This is a genomic window from Spirosoma luteolum (assembly GCF_054778875.1).
In genome coordinates this window covers 332,893-352,979 of the sequence record NZ_BAAGZE010000003.1, presented here as the reverse complement: position 1 = coordinate 352,979, position 20,087 = coordinate 332,893, and the positions used below count along the sequence as shown (strand labels likewise).

Annotated in this window: 11 protein-coding genes; 6 read left to right on the top strand and 5 right to left on the bottom strand. The window is 60.8% G+C overall.

Annotated features, from left to right (window positions below):
- Positions 1–181: 181 nt before the first annotated feature.
- From ACYVAC_RS04115 to purQ, 4 genes are all read left to right on the top strand, one after another.
- Positions 182–1,300, top strand: coding sequence for a hypothetical protein (locus ACYVAC_RS04115; protein WP_461096307.1), 1,119 nt, complete (start codon positions 182–184; stop codon positions 1,298–1,300).
- A gap of 84 nt (positions 1,301–1,384) precedes the next feature.
- The gene (locus tag ACYVAC_RS04110; RefSeq protein ID WP_461096306.1) at positions 1,385–2,128 is read left to right on the top strand and encodes a 5'-nucleotidase C-terminal domain-containing protein; all 744 of its coding nucleotides are present in this window, start codon (positions 1,385–1,387) and stop codon (positions 2,126–2,128) included.
- On the top strand, positions 2,106–3,032 hold the full coding sequence (locus tag ACYVAC_RS04105) for a bifunctional metallophosphatase/5'-nucleotidase (protein WP_461096305.1): 927 nt from the start codon (positions 2,106–2,108) through the stop codon (positions 3,030–3,032). The genes ACYVAC_RS04110 and ACYVAC_RS04105 overlap by 23 nt, the downstream gene beginning before the upstream one ends.
- Before the next feature lie 120 nt (positions 3,033–3,152).
- On the top strand, positions 3,153–3,839 hold the full coding sequence (gene purQ / locus ACYVAC_RS04100; RefSeq protein WP_461096304.1) for a phosphoribosylformylglycinamidine synthase subunit PurQ: 687 nt from the start codon (positions 3,153–3,155) through the stop codon (positions 3,837–3,839).
- A 96-nt stretch (positions 3,840–3,935) separates the two neighbouring features.
- Here purQ and ACYVAC_RS04095 read toward each other — a convergent pair whose 3' ends face one another.
- The gene (locus ACYVAC_RS04095) at positions 3,936–5,027 is read right to left on the bottom strand and encodes an alkene reductase (protein ID WP_461096303.1); all 1,092 of its coding nucleotides are present in this window, start codon (positions 5,025–5,027) and stop codon (positions 3,936–3,938) included.
- 97 nt (positions 5,028–5,124) lie between these two features.
- Positions 5,125–5,394 carry an ArsR/SmtB family transcription factor gene (locus ACYVAC_RS04090; protein WP_461096302.1) on the bottom strand — a complete coding sequence of 90 codons (270 nt, stop codon included), beginning with the start codon at positions 5,392–5,394 and terminating at the stop codon, positions 5,125–5,127.
- 287 nt (positions 5,395–5,681) lie between these two features.
- Here ACYVAC_RS04090 and ACYVAC_RS04085 point away from each other — a divergent pair, with 287 nt between their 5' ends.
- Positions 5,682–9,242, top strand: a complete 3,561-nt coding sequence (locus ACYVAC_RS04085; RefSeq protein WP_461096301.1) for a M12 family metallo-peptidase — start codon at positions 5,682–5,684, stop codon at positions 9,240–9,242.
- A gap of 77 nt (positions 9,243–9,319) precedes the next feature.
- On the opposite strand, the gene ACYVAC_RS04080 is transcribed toward ACYVAC_RS04085, so the two are convergent.
- The 3 genes from ACYVAC_RS04080 to ACYVAC_RS04070 all read right to left on the bottom strand — a co-directional run bounded on the left by ACYVAC_RS04080 (position 9,320) and on the right by ACYVAC_RS04070 (position 14,670).
- Positions 9,320–10,792: a hypothetical protein gene (locus tag ACYVAC_RS04080; RefSeq protein WP_461096300.1), complete on the bottom strand. Its 1,473-nt coding sequence runs from the start codon at positions 10,790–10,792 to the stop codon at positions 9,320–9,322.
- Positions 10,793–12,190: 1,398 nt separating this feature from the next.
- Positions 12,191–13,735 (bottom strand): NADH-quinone oxidoreductase subunit N, encoded by a 1,545-nt coding sequence (locus ACYVAC_RS04075; protein ID WP_461096299.1) that lies wholly within the window; start codon positions 13,733–13,735, stop codon positions 12,191–12,193.
- A gap of 122 nt (positions 13,736–13,857) precedes the next feature.
- The gene (locus ACYVAC_RS04070; protein ID WP_461096298.1) at positions 13,858–14,670 is read right to left on the bottom strand and encodes a TerC family protein; all 813 of its coding nucleotides are present in this window, start codon (positions 14,668–14,670) and stop codon (positions 13,858–13,860) included.
- 293 nt (positions 14,671–14,963) lie between these two features.
- On the opposite strand from ACYVAC_RS04070, the gene ACYVAC_RS04065 reads away from it, so the two are divergent.
- On the top strand, positions 14,964–20,027 hold the full coding sequence (locus ACYVAC_RS04065) for a translocation/assembly module TamB domain-containing protein (protein WP_461096297.1): 5,064 nt from the start codon (positions 14,964–14,966) through the stop codon (positions 20,025–20,027).
- The last annotated feature ends 60 nt before the right edge of the window (positions 20,028–20,087 follow it).

Sequence of the window (20,087 nt, the reverse complement as noted above, 5' to 3'; positions counted from 1 at the left end):
TTTGTTGACGGGCGGACCCGTTTCGCCGGGGCAGGGCCGGCAGGGGTACAGAAACTACTCAAGGTGCTGATCGTCAGCTTTATTTATTCCTCGGGAAAGGGTTGTTTAAAACCGCTGGTTTCTTCATTTTTGACCAGACAAAACCACCCGGCCCCGGTCCGGTCTTTAGCCCTGTTCTGCCATGCGTACGCTGCCGACACTACTGATGCTGTTGCTGATGGGGCAGGCCGTTGTGGGTCAGCCGCCAATCGATACGCTGCACTGGAGCGCCAGCCGGCGGCTGCGGCTGAGCGATTTTCACGGCCCGGCGCAGCGTGGCCTGGGCGGCTCCGAATTTCATTACCAGCTGGGCTACGACATGCGGCCGCTGCTGCTGGGCACCCAGCCCGCCGTTGAAGCCTACTGCCTGATGTTCCGCAACCTGTCGTGGGTGTCCGAAACGGCGCGCAACGACCGGACGCTGGTGTATAATCAGGTGCTGTTCGATCTGGTAGAGATTCACGCCCGGCGCATGAAAGCGCAGCTGATTGGCCTGCGGCCCGACCGGCGGTTTAAAGAGCAGGCCACCCGCATCGAATACCTGACCAATGCCGAGCTGGGCCGCGAAGTAAGCCAGTTTCGGGCCGAGACGGGCGGGGGCGATGAGGCCGGGCCGCTGCGCGAGTGGCAGCTGCGGATAGCCCAGCGGCTGAGCCAACAGCCCGCCCTGAAAACCGTTTACCGGCAGTCGGCCGTGGGCTACGGCCTGGTGGCTGGCGGGGGCGTGGCGCTGCCCGTTGGCGCGCTGGCGCAAACCATGCGGCCGGCCGCCGGCCTGAGCTACGGCGTCGATCTGGCGTATCGGCGTACGATGCTGCTGGCCAGTATGGGCCTCTACCAGGCTTCGCTGCAGCAGTCATTTACCGAACAGACCCACACCTGGGATACCGGTATGGGTGTTCGGTCGACCCTGCTCGAAGTGGCACTCGGGCGCACCCTGAGCCATACCGCCCGGCAGCGGCTGGTACCGTATGTGGGGTACCGGCGCTTCGGTATGCAGGCTCGCGATCGGACCGACGAGCGTTACAAAGGCTATACCTATACCAGCCACAGCCCGGTGGTGGGTGTGCTGCTCGATCTGAAACTGGGCGACAACAGCCATCGCCCCGACCGCATCGACGACCGCTTCTGGTTTGTGCGGACAAAAGTCAGTTACAGCCCCCTGCTGACGAGCGAGGCCCTGTCGGGTGGTTTTCTGAACCTGCAGGTAAGCCTGGGCGGCTTCGGGCAACTCCGGCGCGTCTGTTACGAACCCCGCTGACCGGCCCCGGCAACGGGTAGGGCGGTCCAATGTAGCGCCCGGCCGCTGGTAGATTGGCCATACTTTCCGAACTTGCCGGTATCTATGAAAACTTACATCTATGGGTTGGCGCTGCTGACGCTGGCAGCCTGCCAGCCCGGGGGCTACCACCTGACCAACCGAACCGCCACGCGCATCGGGGTCGACTCGCTCGCGGCCCCGGCCGATAGCGGGGTGGCGCGTTTTCTGACGCCCTACCGGCAGGGTCTCGAGCGCACCATGAACGAAGTGCTGACCCGCACCACGGGCCGCATCGAAAAAGGGCAGCCCGACGGACCACTCAACGATCTGCTGACCGATGCCCTGCTGGCCCAGGCCAGTCAGCGCTACGGCAAAGCCATCGACTGCTCGCACCTGAACTACGGCGGTATCCGCAACAACCTGCCCGAAGGACCCATCACCACCGGCTCCATCTTCGAGGTGATGCCCTTCGACAATCAGCTTGTCGTGATGACGCTGAAAGGGACTATGCTCCAGCAACTGCTCGATCATTTTGCCAATGGCAACAAACTCGTGGTGGGCGGCCTGCGGGCTAAAATTCAGGACGGCCACGCCACGGCGGTGCAGTTTACCAATGGCCGTACCCTGCAGCCCGACCAAACCTACACCGTAGCCCTGAGCGATTACATTGCCGACGGGGGCGACAACGCCAATTTTCTGAAAAACGCCGTTCGGCGCGAAAACATCAACTACCTCATCCGCGATGCCCTGATCGACTATTTCCGGCAGCAGGGCAAATCCGGTCAACCCATAAACCCCGTTTCCGATGGACGCATCAGCCTCAACTAGACGCCAGTTTCTGAAACTGCTGGGTACGGCCGCCGTGATCGGATCGGCTACCCCGTCGCTGCTGGCTGGCAGCGACCGCCGTGGTCCCACCAAACTGACCATTCTGCACACCAACGATGTGCACAGCCGGCTCGACCCGTTTCCAATGGATGGCAGCCGCAACGCCGGCCGGGGCGGCATTGCCCGCCGGGCCACCCTGCTACGCCAGATTCGGGCACAGGAGAAAAACGTGCTGCTGTTCGATGCGGGCGATATGTTTCAGGGAACGCCCTACTTCAACCTCTACAAAGGCGAGCCCGAAATTCTGGCCATGAACCAGCTCGGCTACGATGCCGGTACCATCGGTAACCACGACTTCGACGGGGGAATCGACAATATGGTGACTCAGTTCAACAAAGCGAAATTCCCGCTCCTGATTGCCAACTACGATTTTAAAAACACGGTGCTCGATGGCCATACACAGCCTTACCACGTGTTTGAGAAAGATGGTATCCGGGTAGGCGTGTTTGGGCTGGGCATCAAACCCGACGGGCTCATTCCGAAAGATGCCTACCGCGAGACGGTGTACCTCGACCCCATCGAGATGGCTACCGATCAGGCCGCCCGGCTCCGTACCGAGAAAAAATGCGATTACGTGGTGTGCCTGTCGCACCTGGGGTTCAAGTACCAGGAGCCCACCGTGTCGGATACGGTGCTGGCGGCCCAAACCCGCCATATCGACCTCATCATTGGGGGGCATACCCACACCTTCCTCGATGCGCCGGTGGCTGTAAACAACCTCGATGGTACGCCCGTCTGGATCAATCAGGTGGGGTTTGCCGGCATCAACCTGGGCCGTATCGATCTGTCGTTCGAACGCGGCAAGGCATCGTTGACCGGCAAATCGGTCGAGGTAAAGGCCTGATTTCGTACCTTTGTCCGATAGCGAAAGAAAGAACGAGCGACCGAGTGAGGCCAATGCAGCTACTCGTTTGCTCCTTGCCAATCTCTTTCGCGCATTCACTCTTTCATTCTTTCGCTCTTTATGAAATTTGGCGTTGTTGTTTTCCCCGGCTCCAACTGCGATCAGGACGCAGTCGACACGCTGACCCTGATGGATCAGGAGGTTGTCAAACTCTGGCACAAAGACCACGATCTGCAGGGCTGCGATTTCATTCTGCTGCCCGGTGGCTTCTCCTACGGTGATTACCTGCGCACCGGCGCTGTGGCCCGCTTCTCGCCCATCATGAACGAGGTGATTGCCCACGCCAACCGGGGTGGCTACCTGATGGGTATCTGCAACGGCTTCCAGATTCTGGCCGAGGCCCGGCTGGTACCGGGTGTGCTGCTGCAGAACAACAGCCAGAAATACGTCTGCAAAAATATTTACCTGACCCCGCAGTCGCCCGACGCGCTGCTGACGGCCGGGCTCGATAAACCGGCTTACAAAATACCCATCGCCCACGGCGACGGCCGCTATTTTGCCGATGCCGACACGCTGAAAGCGCTGAACGACAACAACCAGGTGCTGTTCCGCTACTGCGATGAGAACGGCGTCGTTACCGACGAAGCGAACCCCAACGGCAGCCTCGAAAACATTGCCGGGGTGTGTAACCTCCAGAAGAATGTATTTGGCATGATGCCCCACCCCGAGCGGGCATCGGACCCCATGCTGGGCAATACCGACGGCCGGCTCATTCTGGAGCAGGTGCTGAAAGCCGTGCTGGCCTAAGCCACCGAGAGCCGAGATCAGTACCCGATATACTATAAACGCGCAGGGCGCTATGTCACCGGTGACATAGCGCCCTGCGCGTTTGAAATTAGGTAATTACGCGGGCTGCGCTTCCAGCGCCGGGTAGTCGATATAACCGGCGGGGCCGGGCGTATAGAGCGTATTGGGGTCCATCTCGTTCAGCGGAGCCCCGGTTTTAAAGCGCTCGACCAGGTCGGGGTTGGCAATAAACGGCCGGCCAAAGGCCACCAGATCGGCCGCGCCACTGGCGAGGTCGGCTTCGGCGCGGGCCACGTCGTAGCCACCGCTCCGGATCAGTGTGCCGGTGAACGCCTGCCGGATACCATCGATGATGGCGGGATCGACAACGGGGGCGCCCATCGATGCGTGATCGACCAGGTGCAGATACACTACATAGTCGTTGAGTTGCGGCACCAGATAAGCGTACACCGCATCATCGACGGGGCCCGACGCCATATCGTTGAGCACACCCCGGGGCGACAGCCGGATACCGGTGCGGTCTTTACCGATGGCTGCCGACACCTCCTTAGCGATATCGAGTACGAAGCGGGCGCGGTTCTCGGCCGAGCCGCCATACTGGTCGGTGCGCTGGTTGGTGGCCGAGCGCAGGAACTGCTCGAGCAGGTAGCCGTTGGCCGCGTGGATTTCGACACCGTCGAAATCGGCACTGATGGCATTCCGGGCCGCCGTCACGTATTCCTGAATGGCCGCTTCGACTTCGGCGGTGGTTAGTTCGCGGGGGGTGGGGTAGTCCTGCATGCCCGCTTCGTCGGTATAGATCTGACCGGCAGCCTGAACGGGCGACGGGGCCACAATTTCACCACCTTCGTGCATGTTGATGGGGTGACCGATGCGGCCACTGTGCATGATCTGCACGAAAATACGACCGCCCGCTGCGTGTACGGCGTCGGTAACCTGCCGCCAGCCCGCCAGCTGTTCGGCGTTGTACAGGCCCGGTACGCGGGCATAGCCGTTGCCGTTGGGCGAGGGGGCCGTGCCCTCAGTAATGATAAGGCCAGCCGTAGCCCGCTGGGCGTAATAGGTAACCATAATGTCAGACACCCGGTGGTCGGCGGTGCCGCGGCTGCGCGTCAGCGGAGCCATCACTATGTGGTTGGAAAGCGTCAGGTTGCCCAGCCGGGCTTCTGAGAAAAGCGTAGTTGCCATAGCGCGTGTGGGCCAACCGCAGTTGGCCTGATCGTGATTAGTACCAACCACCAACACGCTAAAACATCGAAAAGTTTAAATGTTTGTGCTGAGACACTCAGCCCAGTTTCTCGATAAACCCCGACAGCTTGTGGATCGAGGGCTTATTGAGGGTCAGGCAAAGACTGCGCCCCTCTTTCTGGGCGTTGACCAGGCCGCTCTCGGTGAGCAGCTTTACATGGTGCGAGACGCAGGGCTGGGAGAGACCAGTCATCTCCTGCACATCGGAGCAGGTCAGGCTACCCCGCTCGGAGAGGGCCATCAGAATCGACAGCCGATACTTGTCGGCAATGGCACTCGTGGCTTTTTCGATGAACTGCTTTTCCATACGTAACCTCCGTCGCATGATAAGGTGTCAGCAAATTTAACGAAATTCGGCCAGTTTAGGTGCCCGGTTGCGCGGCTCCGGCCCGCACGGCCCGGCTGGCGGCAACTGGCAGGTGACCGAATGGCCCGCACCAGCCCCCATATAATCAGCTGACCGATCGGATCGGTCAGGATGAGGTTTGCCCCGATGCTATGGCGCGCTTGTACCGCAGATTGCTTACCGTTTTTATAAGCCTGTTTCCTCTGCTTGCGCCGGGGCAAACCACCGACCGGCCCTGTTATACCGATATGCAGGCGCTAAGCCCTGCCGTGCGGCAACTGATGCAGACACTCCCTGCCGATACCATGCGGAGCCGCGCGCGGCTGGCTGCTACCGACCGGCTCGAATGCCGCGTGGCGGTCGATGTCGACAACGCGCTGTTTCGCCAGTATGACGGGAACGCCGATCAGATCCGGCACGAGGTGTATCAGGCCTTTGGGCGTGTATCGGCCATCTTCGAGCGCGAAATCAACGTGCGGCTGGTGGTTACCCAGATCCGAATCTGGGAAGGCGCCGATCCATACCCCACCACCGGCCCCGATATCCGGCTCGACCACCTCTACGCGCTGAACAACTGGTGGTCGAACAACCGGCGGGGCAGTTACGATGTGGTTGTTGGCTACTCGACCAGCTTCGTGGGGGGGCAGGCCTTTCTGGGCGGTCCGCAGATGGCCTCAGCGGGCGTGGTGGGGGTGCAGCCCCACGCGTTCAGTGTGGCGCTGACGGCCCACGAACTGGGCCACTCGTTTGGCTCGGCCCACACCCACGACTGCGGCTGGCCGGGTGGACCCATCGATCGCTGTGCTACGCTCGAAGGCAACTGTGCGCCCGGCACCGAGCGTAACGAATGGCAGACGGAAGTAGGTACCCTGATGAGCTACTGCCAGCGTGTGCTGTCGTTTCATCCCCTCTGTCGGGAAGTGATGCGCCGGGTGGCCGAAAACAGTGGGCTGACCCCGGCGCTGACCGTACCCGACGTGCCGGTGGTGAGTCGGGCGCTGGCCGGCCCCAACCGGCCCGACCTATACCTGGTCTGGTCGCCGGTGCTGCGCGCCACATCGTATCGGGTGCAGGTTGGCACCGACAGCAGTTTCAGCCAGCCGCTGATCGACTCAACGATGGCGCTGCCCATCTACCAGCTGGCACAGCCCGTCGATGCCAACCGGGTTTATTACTGGCGGACCTGTGGCATCAACACCCCGGCGGGGGCGGGTGGCTGGTCGGCCGTAGGGCGGTTTCAGCTGAGTGTACCGGCGGGCTTGTCGCCCCTGCTGATTCGCCGGCCCGACTACGGGAATCTAAACGAAACGACCGGGCTGCTGTCGTGGTATCCGGCCACCAGTCCGGTCGGGCTGTATGAAGTGCAGCTGGCCGAATCGGGCAACCTGGCCAGCCTGAGCAATGCCCTGCTGCTTCGAACCAGTACGCCCTTCCTGTCGATCGACGTACCCGACGTTCTGTTGAGCCGCATCGATGCCGATGTGTACTGGCGGGTGCGGGTCGGTACAGCGCAGGGCGTTGGCCCCTGGTCGGCGGTTAGCTGGTTCAGACGCGCGCCCAAAGCCCGGGTGGTGTGGCCTCTGAACCAGCGCGACTACACGGGTTCGATACCGCTAGCCTGGCCCATCGGGCAGGCCGCTCCGCTTACCTCGACCGTCGAATTGTCGACTACGACGGCCTACGATAAAAACGTGCGCCGAAAAACGCTGGTGCAAAACGAAGCCGGGGGCCCGATCGCCGGGCTGGGAATCACGGTTTTCGATTCGCTGATCGACAACCAGACGTACTACTACCGGATCCGGCAAACGTCTCCCGATGGAACCGGTCCCTACACCTATGGCAGTTTCACGACCGGCTCTGAACGAACGGCCTGGCAGCACCTCAACGCGGGCAACAGTCCGCTGCCGGCGTCGGGGTTGCGCCAGGTGCTGCCCCAGCCCGATGGCAGTTTGTGGGTGGCCGCAACCTGGGGGCTATACAACCGGCTGGCCGATGGCCGCACTTGGCGAACCTACACAACCAAAACAACGGGTGGCCAGCTAACGGGCGCAGTCAGTGCCATGGCCGTCGATCGGGCGGGCGTGGTGTGGGCTGCCACTACCCGCAGTCTGTTTCGGTTCGATGGCAGCAGCTGGCAACGGATTCCTGTGCCGGTGGCGTCGTTGCTGCTGGTAATCGGGCTGGAAGTCGATACGGCCGGAGCGGTTTATGTGCTGACGGCGGGGCAGGGGGTGTTGCGCTACCGCGATGGGCAGTGGACGCAGTTTGGTGCCGAAACACTCGACCCGTATCTGTATGCCGGTACGCTCGACAGTCGCAACGGGCTCTGGGTGAGCAACAGCGCCGGTGTCGCCCGTTTCGACGGCCGCAGCTGGACACTGCTCAACAAGAGTACGGCCGGCCTGCCGTTCGATTACGTGACCCGGCTCAGTGTCGACACCAGCGCAACCCGGCTCGCCGTGGCCAACGGCCTCGAACTGGCCCTGCGCGACGGCAGCGGCAACTGGCGTCGCTGGGCCGTGGCCGACATCGACCCGACCAGCCGGCAAACCGGCGCCACCATTGCCGGGATGGCGTTCGACCGGCAGAACCGGCTAACGGTACTGACCCAGCACAACCTGTTTCGGCTGGAGGAGCAGGGCTGGGTAGCCAGTGCCGATCCCATGCGTACCGAACCCGGCCAGTCGCCCGTTATGAGCATCGGCCCCGACAACCGGGTCTGGCTAATCACCGACAACAGTACCTTGCCGGGCCTGAGTGTCTATGATGCCCGATCGGTGCGGCTTAGTGCGGCCAGCCGCGCGCGCTACTGCCCCGGCGATACGGTGGCCCTGCGCCTGTCGGTCGACGCGGGTATTCGCCCGGGAACCCCGCTCACCGCACAGCTGACCGGGCCCGGGGGTACCTACGATGTGCCCGTTCGGTTTGCCGGCGATTCGGTCTACGCGGCCCTGCCGGCCGGGCTTACGCTGGCGGGCAGTTACCGCCTGCGTCTGCTGATGCCGACGCTGGGTACGTCGGGCTGGGCCAGTCCGTATGTGCAGGTGCTGGCCGGGCCCCGCGTGCAACTGACCGGGCCGTCGAATGGGTCGGTCTGTGCCGATCAGCCCCTGTCGCTGTCGGCAACGGTCAGTGGGGGGACCTCGTACCAGTGGCTGCGCAATGGAAGCCCGCTAACCGATGCCCGTCAGCCGGTGTTTACCCCTAATCAGTCAGGTCAGTATGCACTGGCCGTTACGTCGGAGCAGGGCTGCACCACCACATCGACTGCGGTGAATCTGACGGTGGCCGCGCCCCTGACGGTTACGGTTGCCCCGACCGCACCGGCTCCGGTGTACATCCCGGATGCGGTTGAGCTGACGGCATCGGGCAGCTTGCTGACCGGCTACCAGTGGTATCGGGAGGGTGTCCGGATCGATGGGGCAACGGCGGCTGCCTACCGGGCTGCCCAGTCGGGGCAGTACACCGTTGGGGTAACGGGGCCGACGGGTTGTACGGCGCTGTCGGCGCCCGTGTCGGTACAGGTGCTGATTCCGGTAGCCACCGAATCCGAGGCCGATCTACACCTGGGTGTGCGTCCTAATCCTTCGTCGGGAGCCGTGGTTGTTCGCTTTCGCCTGGCGCAGCGTACCGACGTAACCGTGCGGCTGACCGATGCGGCCGGCCGGCAGGTACGGCTGGTTGTCTGGACGGGCCTTGCCGCCGGCCCGCAGGAGCGAACCCTCGATAACCTGCCGACGAGTGGCTTCTATGTCCTTAGCCTGACCGCTGGCAACCAGCAGGCGCGCCACGCCCTGATTCGGCAATAACGTTTCCCCTAAAGCAACAGCCCCGCCCACCAGTGTCGGTGAACGGGGCTGCCATGCCTTAAGTCAGAACAACTCGCTTACTGCTTGAGTACCTTAATAGTCTGTTGCTGGTTGCCACTGGTGGCCCGCAACAGCAACAGCCCGCTGGGCTGCTGGCCTACCTGAAACACCTGCGGCTGAGCTGCATCCGTCGGCGTCAGCTGGCGCTCGTCCAGCAACTGCCCCCCCGACCGCAGCAGCTGCAATCGCACGGGTTGCCCCTGATTGCCATCGACCTGAACCGATACCTGCTCGGTGACGGGGTTGCCCAGCAGCCGCAGCTGCAGGCCCGCCCCCGCTTCGGTCGTGGCCCGCCGGGCCGAACGGCCACAAACGGCTTTCAGATCCCAGGTGTAGGTGACGACCTGCCCGCTCTGGCGGGCCATGAGCGTAAAGGGCTTAACGTCGCTGGCGGTGCGGGAATCCTGGTCGACAAACTGGTTGGGGTTGGTGGTCCAGCCCGTGATACCGGCGGCCTGGAATTCGATGGGCGTGCCATCGCCCCCGCTAGTATTAAAAGTGATGGCCCCGGTCGCGCAGTTGTAGGTGGGCTGGCCCAGCGTCAGCGTGCCACCGGTTGTCGGCGGAGGAGTTGGCGTGGTTGGGTTGGTCGGCGTCGTGCCGCTACAGGCGGCTTTCAGGTCGAAGCTGTAGGTAGCCGTCTGCCCGCCTTGGGTGGCGGTGATGGTGATAACCTTGGGGTCGTTGCGCAGGCCGGGCTCAACTGTGCCGGTGTTGCTGGTCGGCGACGAGCGGGTGATGCCCGGTGCTGAGAAAGTGATAGACGTGCCGTTGCCCCCGCTGGTGTTGAACGTAATGGCGCCCGTCGTGCAGTCGTAGGTGGGCTGGGTAAGTGTCAGCGTACCACCGGTTGTCGGCGGAGGGGTCGGCGTGGTGGGGTTGGTCGGTGCCGTGCCGCTGCAGAACGCCTTCAGGTCGAAGCTGTAGGTAGCCGTCTGCCCGCCCTGGGTGGCGGTGATGGTGATAACCTTGGGATCGTTGCGCAGGCCGGCTTCAACCGTGCCGGTGTTGCTGGTCGCCGACGAGCGGGTGATGCCCGGTGCGGTGTAGGTGACGGGCGTGCCGTTGCCCCCGCTGGTGTTGAAGGTGATGGCCCCGGTCACGCAGTCGTAGGTGGGCTGGCCCAGCGTCAGCGTGCCACCAGTCGTAGGCGGAGGGGTCGGCGTGGTGGGGTTGGTTGGTGCCGTGCCGCTGCAGAACGCCTTCAGGTCGAAGCTGTAGGTAGCCGTCTGCCCGCCCTGGGTAGCCGTGATGGTAATAGGCTTCGGGTCATTGCGCAGGCCGGGCTCAACTGTGCCGGTATTGCTGGTTGTCGACGAGCGGATAATGCCTGGGGCGGTGTAGGTAATAGCCGTGCCGTCGCCCCCGCTGGTACTGAGGGTGATGGCGCCAGTCGAACAGTCATAAACGGGTGCGTTCACTACCAGGGGCTTGACGGGAGCGAGCTTCACCAGCCAGCCCGATACGTCGTTATCGGTTTTACCCTGCACATCGCCATCAGTCGATTGTGTTGCCCCTGAAAACAGATAACCACCATCTTGAGTGGCGATTATATCTCCCGCCAATTCCGTAGCGGATCCACCCAGGATTTTGGTCCAGCGTACCTGGTTGGCAGGGCCGAAGCTAGTCATCCGAATGTCACCCGATCGCTGGCTGACACCATCCATGACTGTAAAGCTGGTGCTGTTGTCACTGACAATCTTAGGAAATATAGAAACATTGCTTATAGTGCCATCGTTCGGATAGTTGGTGAACGTCACGTACTGTAACGACGGCCTGTACAGGGTGGCTGTGTTATTGACGCCGGGATTGGTTGGGCTAATTGTTAATGTAACCGTCTGCCCCGAGTTGATTCCGGTAGCAATGAAAGCCTGCGAATCGAAAGGGCTGGGAATGACGTCTGTCAACGCCTGGACAGCACTGTAGCGGTCAGACCAAACCACGCCTAATCCTGAATTAAGTTTAACGGCCCATCCCTGGCCGTAAGAACTGCCAACAACCAGATAGCCATCGGATAGCGGAATAAATCGATAGGCAACCCGATTAGGGCGGAATTGGCCCGGGGGAAATGGAAGTTCAACACTGACCTGCTTCAGAAAAGAACCCCCGGCTGTGAATTGATACAGACTCGTGCCTGTGCCTTCACGACCATAGGATATGGTTCCTAAAACGGTGATACCTCCGTCTGGCGCCTGCACGATATCGAATGGAGTAGCCTGTGGATACGTACCGTTTGGATTGCTGTACGTTTCGAATGGCTGGGTCGAAAGGCTATCCCCAGCAGGATTAAGCAGAATAACGGCCCACTTATAATAGTAGCGGCTGTCGTGTGCCAACACAGCACTGTTACCGTTGGACAGTGGAACGATGTCATCCGCAAAGTAGGTGGCCATTTTTTTTCGCCATCGCTGGGTGCCATCACTACCCAAGCGGAAAACATCACCACTGGCTACGTAATAGTCACCATTCGGCGCTTGTTTAACAGAGCCGCCCATCAGTTTCTGCCACTGAATGGTGGGGGGTGTCTGCGCCCAGAGCGTTGACAGGGTGGACAGGCTGAGCCAGGTCAGTAGGCAGAGCAACAGCCGGGGGTAGTTGTTTTTCATAGCGTCATGGATTGATTTTACATTGGGCAACAAAGAAAGCGGTTGGGTGCGTCGGGTAGGTGTCAATTTGATCATATGGCTGGATATTGACTGGACGGTAGCCGACGAAGCCGCAGCCAGCAACGGCACAGCAATCGGCCCGGTGATGGACAGGGTAATACCAGCGCAGGGCCGGCGGGGAGACGGGATAGGCATGGGGATAGCAGCGGGGTGTTTGCCCCCTGTATCGCGATGCCGGCCGAAAGGTGAGCGGCTGCTACCGAAAAATTGTGTGAACGGCCGCTATGGGGTCCTGATCCAGCTGATTACCCAGTCAGGCCAGGCAAACAGCAGCAGCGTGATCAGCGCCAGCCCAACGGCCAGCCCGACAGCTGCACCGGGCAGGGCTACCGGAGTTGAAGAATCCTCCACAGAACCATCCAGTCCGGGACCATCCAGTCGGGAACGGAAGAATAGTAGAAACGGAATCCGCAGGTAATACACAAGGGCGACGAGCGCGTTGAGCAGGCCACCCACAAACAGGGCCAGCAGCCACGGATCGCCGGTATGCTGCCAGGCGTCGAACAGGGCCGAAAACGACAGCAGCTTGGCAATAAAACCAACGGTGGGGGGGAGCCCTGTCAGCGCCAGCATAACTACCGTGAGCGCAATGGCCAGCAGGGGTTGCCGGGCACCCAGTCCGGCAAACTGGCTGATGCGCAGATTGTCGCTGCCCTGACTACGAGCCAGCAGATCGATCAGGAAGAAAGCGCCGAGGGCGATAAACACGTAGGTGGCCGCATAGAACAGCACGGCTTCGAACCCGGCCTGACTCAGTGCCACCACCCCCACCAGCAGAAACCCGGCGTGGGCAATGCTTGAGTAAGCCAGCATGCGTTTGGCATCGGTCTGGCGCAGGGCCGAGAGGTTACCGATCAGGATACCGGCCAGCGCCAGTACGGCCAGGGGTGTTTGCAGGGCGGCCGCCGTGGCAACATCGGCCGAAGCCTCGGCCGGCAATGCCGTTACCAGCCGAAGCAGCACGAGCACGGCGGCCGCTTTGGGAGCGACCGAGAAAAAAGCCGCTACGGGCACCGGGGCCGCTTCGTAGGCGTCGGGCGTCCAGACGTGAAACGGCACCCCGGCCAGCTTGAACAGCAGCCCCGCCAGGGTGAGCAGCATGGCTACGGCCGCCACCGGGGCTTCCTGCTGCGACAGACCGATGCCAAAGGCATCGGCAGTGAGATCGAGGGTGCCGGTCATGCCATAGAGCAACGACATGCCGTAGAGCATCACGGCCGAACTGACGGCCCCGAACAGCAGGTACTTGATACCGCCTTCCGACGCCTTCCGATCGGCGTTGAGGGCCGTGAGCAGGTACGAGCAGATCGACACCAGTTCGATGCTCAGGTAAATGCTCAGCAGGTTGACCGACAGGGTCATCAGAAACAGGCCCAGCGTCATGGCCACCAGCAGAGCGTACCACTCCACGGGTAGCCGCCGGGTTGGGCCAGCCACCGCCGGATCGCGATCGGCCAGCCAGTCGTAGGCCAGCACCAGGGCCGCACTCAGCGCCACCACCGCCTGAAAAAAGACAGCCTGCTGATCGACGTAGAGCAGGTGGGTAAACAGAAAGCCGCGGGTGGGCCGTAGTACCGCCAGGCCACCCGCCACCAGCACCGCCCCGACGCTCAGCCCCGCCAGCCAGCCGCGCCGACGCCGGGCCGGTGCCCGTAACAGCAGCAGTTCGGCAATGAGCATCGTACAGAAGGCCGCTGCCAGCCAAAGCTCGGGGCCAAACCCGCTGATACTGTTGAGGATGTCGGTAAGTTGGTCGGTAAGAGACAAAACAGGGGCTGGTTTAGACGTGGAGCGGGCCTGCCCCGGCACAAGGCCAGCGCAGGCCGCGCCTTAAGAAGGAGTGAGCAAGGCTGGCGAAACGAGGCTTGCCTGAATACACCTTTATACAATTAAATCATGCCGTCGCGTTCCGGCTGCCCGTCGTAGGGGTGGAGGTGAACGGGCTTCTGCGCCTTGCGAAGCCGGATGTTCAGAAACTCGACCAGCAGCGAGAAGGCAATGGCGAAGTACAGATACCCTTTGGGTACGGCACCGACGGCCTGCCTGAAAATCACCACTTCCGACAGGTGAGCCCCTTCGGCAATCAGCATAAAGCCGATCATGATCAGAAAGGCCAGTCCCAGCATCTGAATGGTGGGGTGCTCGTTCACAAACTTGCCCACGGGCCCGGCAAAAAACATCATAATGCCGATCGACAGAATCACGGCGATCATCATAATGGCTACGTTCTGGGTGAGGCCGATGGCGGTCAGAATGGAGTCGATCGAGAAAACGATGTTGGTAATGGCAATCTGCGTGACCACGCTCGATACGGTTGCTTTACCCTTCACGTTGCCCGCTTCGTCGGTTTCTTCGCCCCCTTCCAGCTTATGGTGGATTTCGGAGGTGGCTTTGTAAAGCAGAAACAGCCCCCCGCCGAACAGAATGAGGCTCTGACCCGTAAGCGCAGCTTCGAACCAGCCGGCGTTGATGTGGGTAAAGGGCTTGCTCAGCGAGATCACAAACGAAATGCCCAGCAGGAGCACCAGCCGGAAGGCCATGGCCAGTACCAGCCCGATGTTACGGGCGCGCTTCTGATCCTGCACGGCCAGCTTGTTGGCCGCGATGGAAATAAAAATGATGTTGTCGATACCCAGTACGATTTCCAGAAACGTCAGGGTGAGCAAGCTGATAATCGACTCTGCTGTAAATAATTCGCTCATCGTTGCCTGTTTAGGGGTTGGAAGGTGGAGTACAAAAGTACCGGCTGCCAGGCGGGTCTGCAACTGACAGCCCACGAAAGACGCCCGCACCGGACAAAAGGACCGGGGTTAATTTAAACGGCGCTTTTGGTGCTGCCGGGCAACAAACGTATGTTTATGGGCGTATGCGTTTTTAAGAAGCCATTGACCGGCTACTAACATAATGCCGGGTTGGTGCGTTACTCAGGGAGGGCAACTTCGTTTCCGATGCGGTCGGCCAGCCGATAGCCTGCCCCAAACACCTCGTTCGCCGAATGTCTGTACCAAAACTACTTGTTCGTATTCTGCTGGGTATCCTGGCCCTGCTGCTGCTGGTGGCCGGGTTCGTCGTGCTGGTGGTGTCGACGCCCTGGGGAGAGCAGTTTGTAACGAAACAAGTTAATTCGTACCTGGGCAATCACCTGAAATCGCCCTACCGCATCGGGCGCATTACCTACAAAATTCCCGATTACCTGCAGCTCGACGACGTGTTGTTTATCACGCCCAAGGGCGATACGCTGCTGCAGGGCGGCCGCATGCGGGTCGACCTCGATATGTGGGGGCTACTCAAGAACCGGGTCAGCATCGGGCAGATCGAACTGGAGCATATCCGCCTGAATGTCAATCGAAATCTGCCCGATACCACCTTCAATTTTCAGTACATTCTGAACGCGTTTGATACCGGCGCGGCTCCCGAACCGTCCGATACGGTATCGACACCGCTGGCCATCAACCTGGCGGGTGTTTCGCTGCGCGACGTGCGAATCCTATACCACGACGATGTGGTGGGCGCCGACATGAACGCTTACGTCGATACGCTGCGGGCCAACTTCGATAAAACGGACGTCAACACATCGCTCTATTACCTGAAAAATCTGACGGCTACCGGGCTCGACGTAAAAACCCGGCTCTACGAAGGACTCCCTACGCCCCCCAGCCCGCCCAACAAGACCATCGATTCGCTCGATCTGGCGCTGGGCAAATGGCAGCTCACCCGCACCAAATGGGATGTGCAGGTCGAAACCAGCGACTTCCGGACGCGGGGCAACGTGGGCAAGCTGGCCATGGTGTCCGATTATTTTTATATCGAGGGCGAAAAAATTGGCATCAAGTCGCTGGAGCTGACCGATGGCGATGTGAGCGCTACCCTGACCAAACCCAGCCGTAAGGCCAAACCCACGCCCCCCGTTGCCACCACCAGCAGTGGCGCACCGGGCTGGCAAGCCAAACTCACCAACGTACGGTTTACCAACAACCGCCTGCGCTTCGACGACGAAACGGCGCCCCGGCAGGCCAAAGGCCTCGACTACAGCCACCTCGATCTGCGGAATCTGGGCATCGATGGCCGGTTTCTGGTGTATCAGGACTTGGGCAAGCGGGGCCAGAAAGTAAGCGGACAGCTGCGCAACGGCCGTTTCCGGTCGAGCACCGGGTTTTTCCTGCAAAAGCTGGAGGGCGATGTGCTCTATACCGACACCACCACTACCCTGACCCGCCTGTATCTGCAGACACCCACCAGCCTGCTGCGCGACAAACTGGTGTTGCGCTACGATTCGCTGGGGCAGCTGAGCAACCCGCGCTTTGCCAAACGGGTGGGCGTTAGCGTGAATCTGAACAAGAGTTACCTGTCGGTCAACGATGTGCTGCAGCTGGCCCCGTTCCTGGCCGATACGCCACCTTTTGCCGGTAACAGTGGGGGTGTTTTCCGGGCCAACGCCACGGCTACGGGCACGCTGGCCTCCCTGAACCTGCCCCGCTTTGAACTCGATATGCTGTCGGGTACGCGCATCAAAGCCAGCGGACGACTCACCAACGTAACCGATCCCGAGCGGCTGGGCGTCGATATTGACATTCGGGAAGGCACAACCAACCTGGCCGACATCAACAAACTGGCACCCAAAGGCAGTATTCCCGCGTCGGTGGCGCTGCCGCCCGACCTGCGGCTGACGGGTAAGCTGCGCGGGGCGCTCAACGACCTGGTGCTCGATGCTAACCTTGGGACCAGCTGGGGCACGGCCGGCTTCGACGGGCGACTCACCAATTTCGTGACGGGCAAAAACCAACGCTACAAGGGTACCCTTAACCTAGTCGATTTCGACGCGGGCAAGTGGACCAAACAAACCGGCACGGTGGGCAAGATTACGGGTCGGGCCACGGTCGACGGACAGGGTATCGACGTCAATACACTCTCGACCCGCTTCGACCTGGCCGTTCGGTCGGCCGACCTGAACGGGTACGTTTACCAGAACCTGAACGCCAACGGTACACTGACCAACGGTGATCTCTCTCTGGTCGGAACGCTGAAAGACCCCAATGCCAACCTGGCGCTCGACACTAAAGCGAATCTGAAAGGGGCGTTTCCGGCCGTGACCGGCAAAGCCGTTATTAACGAGCTGAACCTGAAACCCCTCAAGTTATACAGTGACCCCCTGTCGCTGAAAGGGACCATCAACCTCGACATGACCTCGACCGACCCGAAGCGACCCATCGGGACCGTGTCGGCCAGCGACGCCGTGCTGACGTTGAGCGGCAAGAGCTACCCCGTCGATTCGCTCTACGCCCGGCTCTCGGCCGAGGGCAATACCAAGACTGTGGTGGCGCAGTTGCCCGGGGCCCGGTTGCGGCTCAATGGGCAGTTCGAGTACGACCGGCTCTACGATATCGTAGTGGGCGAGGTCAGTAAATACCTGGCCATCCCCGATCTGACGTACAAGAAAATTCCGCCCCCGTATGCCTTCACGCTGAACATGAAGGCCTACCAGAATCCCCTGATCCGGGCATTTGTACCGGCGCTGACCCGGCTCGATACGGTGCGGGTCAACGCCTATCTTGATAACAGCCGCGATACCACACTCTCGGCCCAGATACAGACCGGGCGCATCGTTTACGATACGACGCTGGTCAAGCCCAGTACGTTTCGACTGGCGGCCGTGGGCAACCAGCTGGGTATCGACGGCCGGGTGCAGGGCGTTGTGTACGATGGTACGGCCATTGGCGTAACCAGCCTGACGGGGGTGGCGCAGAGTAACCAGCTGCACTTCGGCATGATCGTGAAAGACTCCATCGATCGAGACCGGCATGGGCTGGCCGGCACCCTCAAAATTGTGGACAAGAACTACCGGTTTCAGTTCGACCGGCAGGGGCTGCTGACCAACTACGAACGCTGGACCGCTGATACGAGTGGCTTTGCCCAGTATGGTAGAGACGGGGTGCTGGTAAACGGACTCCGGCTCGAAACGGGCGAGCAGTCGCTGGAGGTAGCCAGTACCGAACCGTACGGCAACGCACCGTTGCGCGTTACAACCCGGGCTATTCAGCTGGCCAACCTGGCCCGCCTGTCGGGGCAGGATACGACCCTGGCCAGTGGCGAACTCAACGGGACCATCGTTGTGCGCGACTACATGGCTACCGACAGCAAGCTGGCCTTTATCGGTGCCATCTACGTCGATAGCCTGAAAGTGGTCGGCCAGCCCATCGGCAACGTAACGGCGCGGTTCAACAACACCTCGGAAGGGAAAATCAACGTCAACACGGTGCTGGCCGGGCCCTACAACGATGCGACCATTACGGGTTCGTATAACCCCGAAGATGCCAAACAGGCACTCGATCTGGCCATTAATCTCAACCGGCTCGACGCCCGAACCATCGAAGCCTTCAGCTTCGGTGAACTGCGGCAGGCGAAGGGCAAGCTAACGGGCGATTTTACGGTGAAAGGCGCCGTCGACAATCCAAAGCTCGATGGTAGCGTGGCCTTCGATTCGGTAGCGTTCAACATCAAACAGCTGAACACGACCTACTACATCGATCAGGAGAAGCTCGCTTTTGCCGGGCAGACCATTACCCTGAACGACTTCAATCTGCGCGACGTACAGGGCCGGACTCTGTCGACCGATGGGACCGTGACCCTGAAAAATATTCCTGACGTGGCCTATAACCTGCGGGTGCGGTCGAACGGATTTCAGGTGCTCAACGCGGCCCGTAAAGACAACGATTATGCCTATGGTCAGGCGTCGGTAACGGCCGATCTGCGCATTCGCGGAGTAGGCACCAGTCCGTCGGTGGTGGGGAAGGTAAAGCTCGACGACGGCAGTAAAGTATCGGTCGTACTGCCCGACGAGTCGGTCGACGTCAACGAAGCCAACGGTATCGTTACGTTCATCAACCCCAAAGATTCACTGGCGCTCAATAAATACCTGGTTGCGCCCAAAGTCGATACGACGAAGCGCCGGCTGAGTTTTGACAACCTGAACAACGCCAACATCTCGCTTGATCTGGAGGCCGATGAGAAGTCGGAACTGACGATTATCGTGGATGAGCTGAACGGCGATTACCTGCGGGCGCGGGGCAACGCACAGCTCAACGTAACGGTTACGCCGGCGGGCGACATCTCGGTGCTGGGCCGCTACGACGTAACGGAAGGGGAGTACTCACTGACGTACCAGGTGCTCAAGCGCCAGTTCAAAATTCAGAAGGGGGGCTACATCAGCTTTGCCGGCGATCCGCTCAAGGCCGACATCAATATCACAGCCGTGTATGCCGTGTCGGTGCCCCCCGGCGACCTGATCGGCAACGAAACCACGTCGCTCAGTGCGGGCAACATCAAACGCAAGATTCCGTTCGAGGTAGCTCTGTCGATCAGCGATAACCTGGCCGCGCCCAAACTCGACTTCGATATCCGGCTGGCCGAAGAAACAAGCGCGGCTACCGCCAGCGAGCTGGGTACCACCATCGAAAACAAGCTCAAATCGCTGCGGCAGGATCAGTCGCAGATCAACAAACAGGTGTTTGCCCTGCTTATTCTGAACCGGTTTTTGCCCGAAAATACATCGGACTTTTTCTCGGGTTCCGATACGGGCGGCCTCAATAACCAGGCCGAAGGGATTGCCCGCAGCAGCGTGAGCAAACTGATTTCGGATCAGTTGGGCCGACTGGCGTCCAACGTACTCAAAGGCTTCGACGTCGACTTTAATCTGCTCTCGCAAACGGGCAGCTCCAACACGGGCGGGGTCACCAACGGCGCCCGCACCGACCTGAACGTGGGGCTGTCGCGGAGTTTTCTGGAAGGCCGGCTGACCGTATCGGTGGGTCGTAACTTCGTGCTCGAAAATGCCGCCCAGAGTGCTACCCGTAATCCCAACGAAGTATTCGACAACCTGTCGGTTAACTACAACCTGACCCGCGACGGGCGCTATGTGCTGCGCGCCTACCGCAATAATGATTACCAGGCCATTCTGGATGGCTACATCATCGAAACAGGGGTGGGGTTCGTGATTACGGTTGATTACAACACGCTGGCCGAAATCTTTAAACGCTCGCCGGGCAGCCCGGCAGCCAACTAGCCGCGACGGTCTGTGGGTTCTGTTCCATAGCCGGCCCGCCGACCCCGCAAACCATCGATT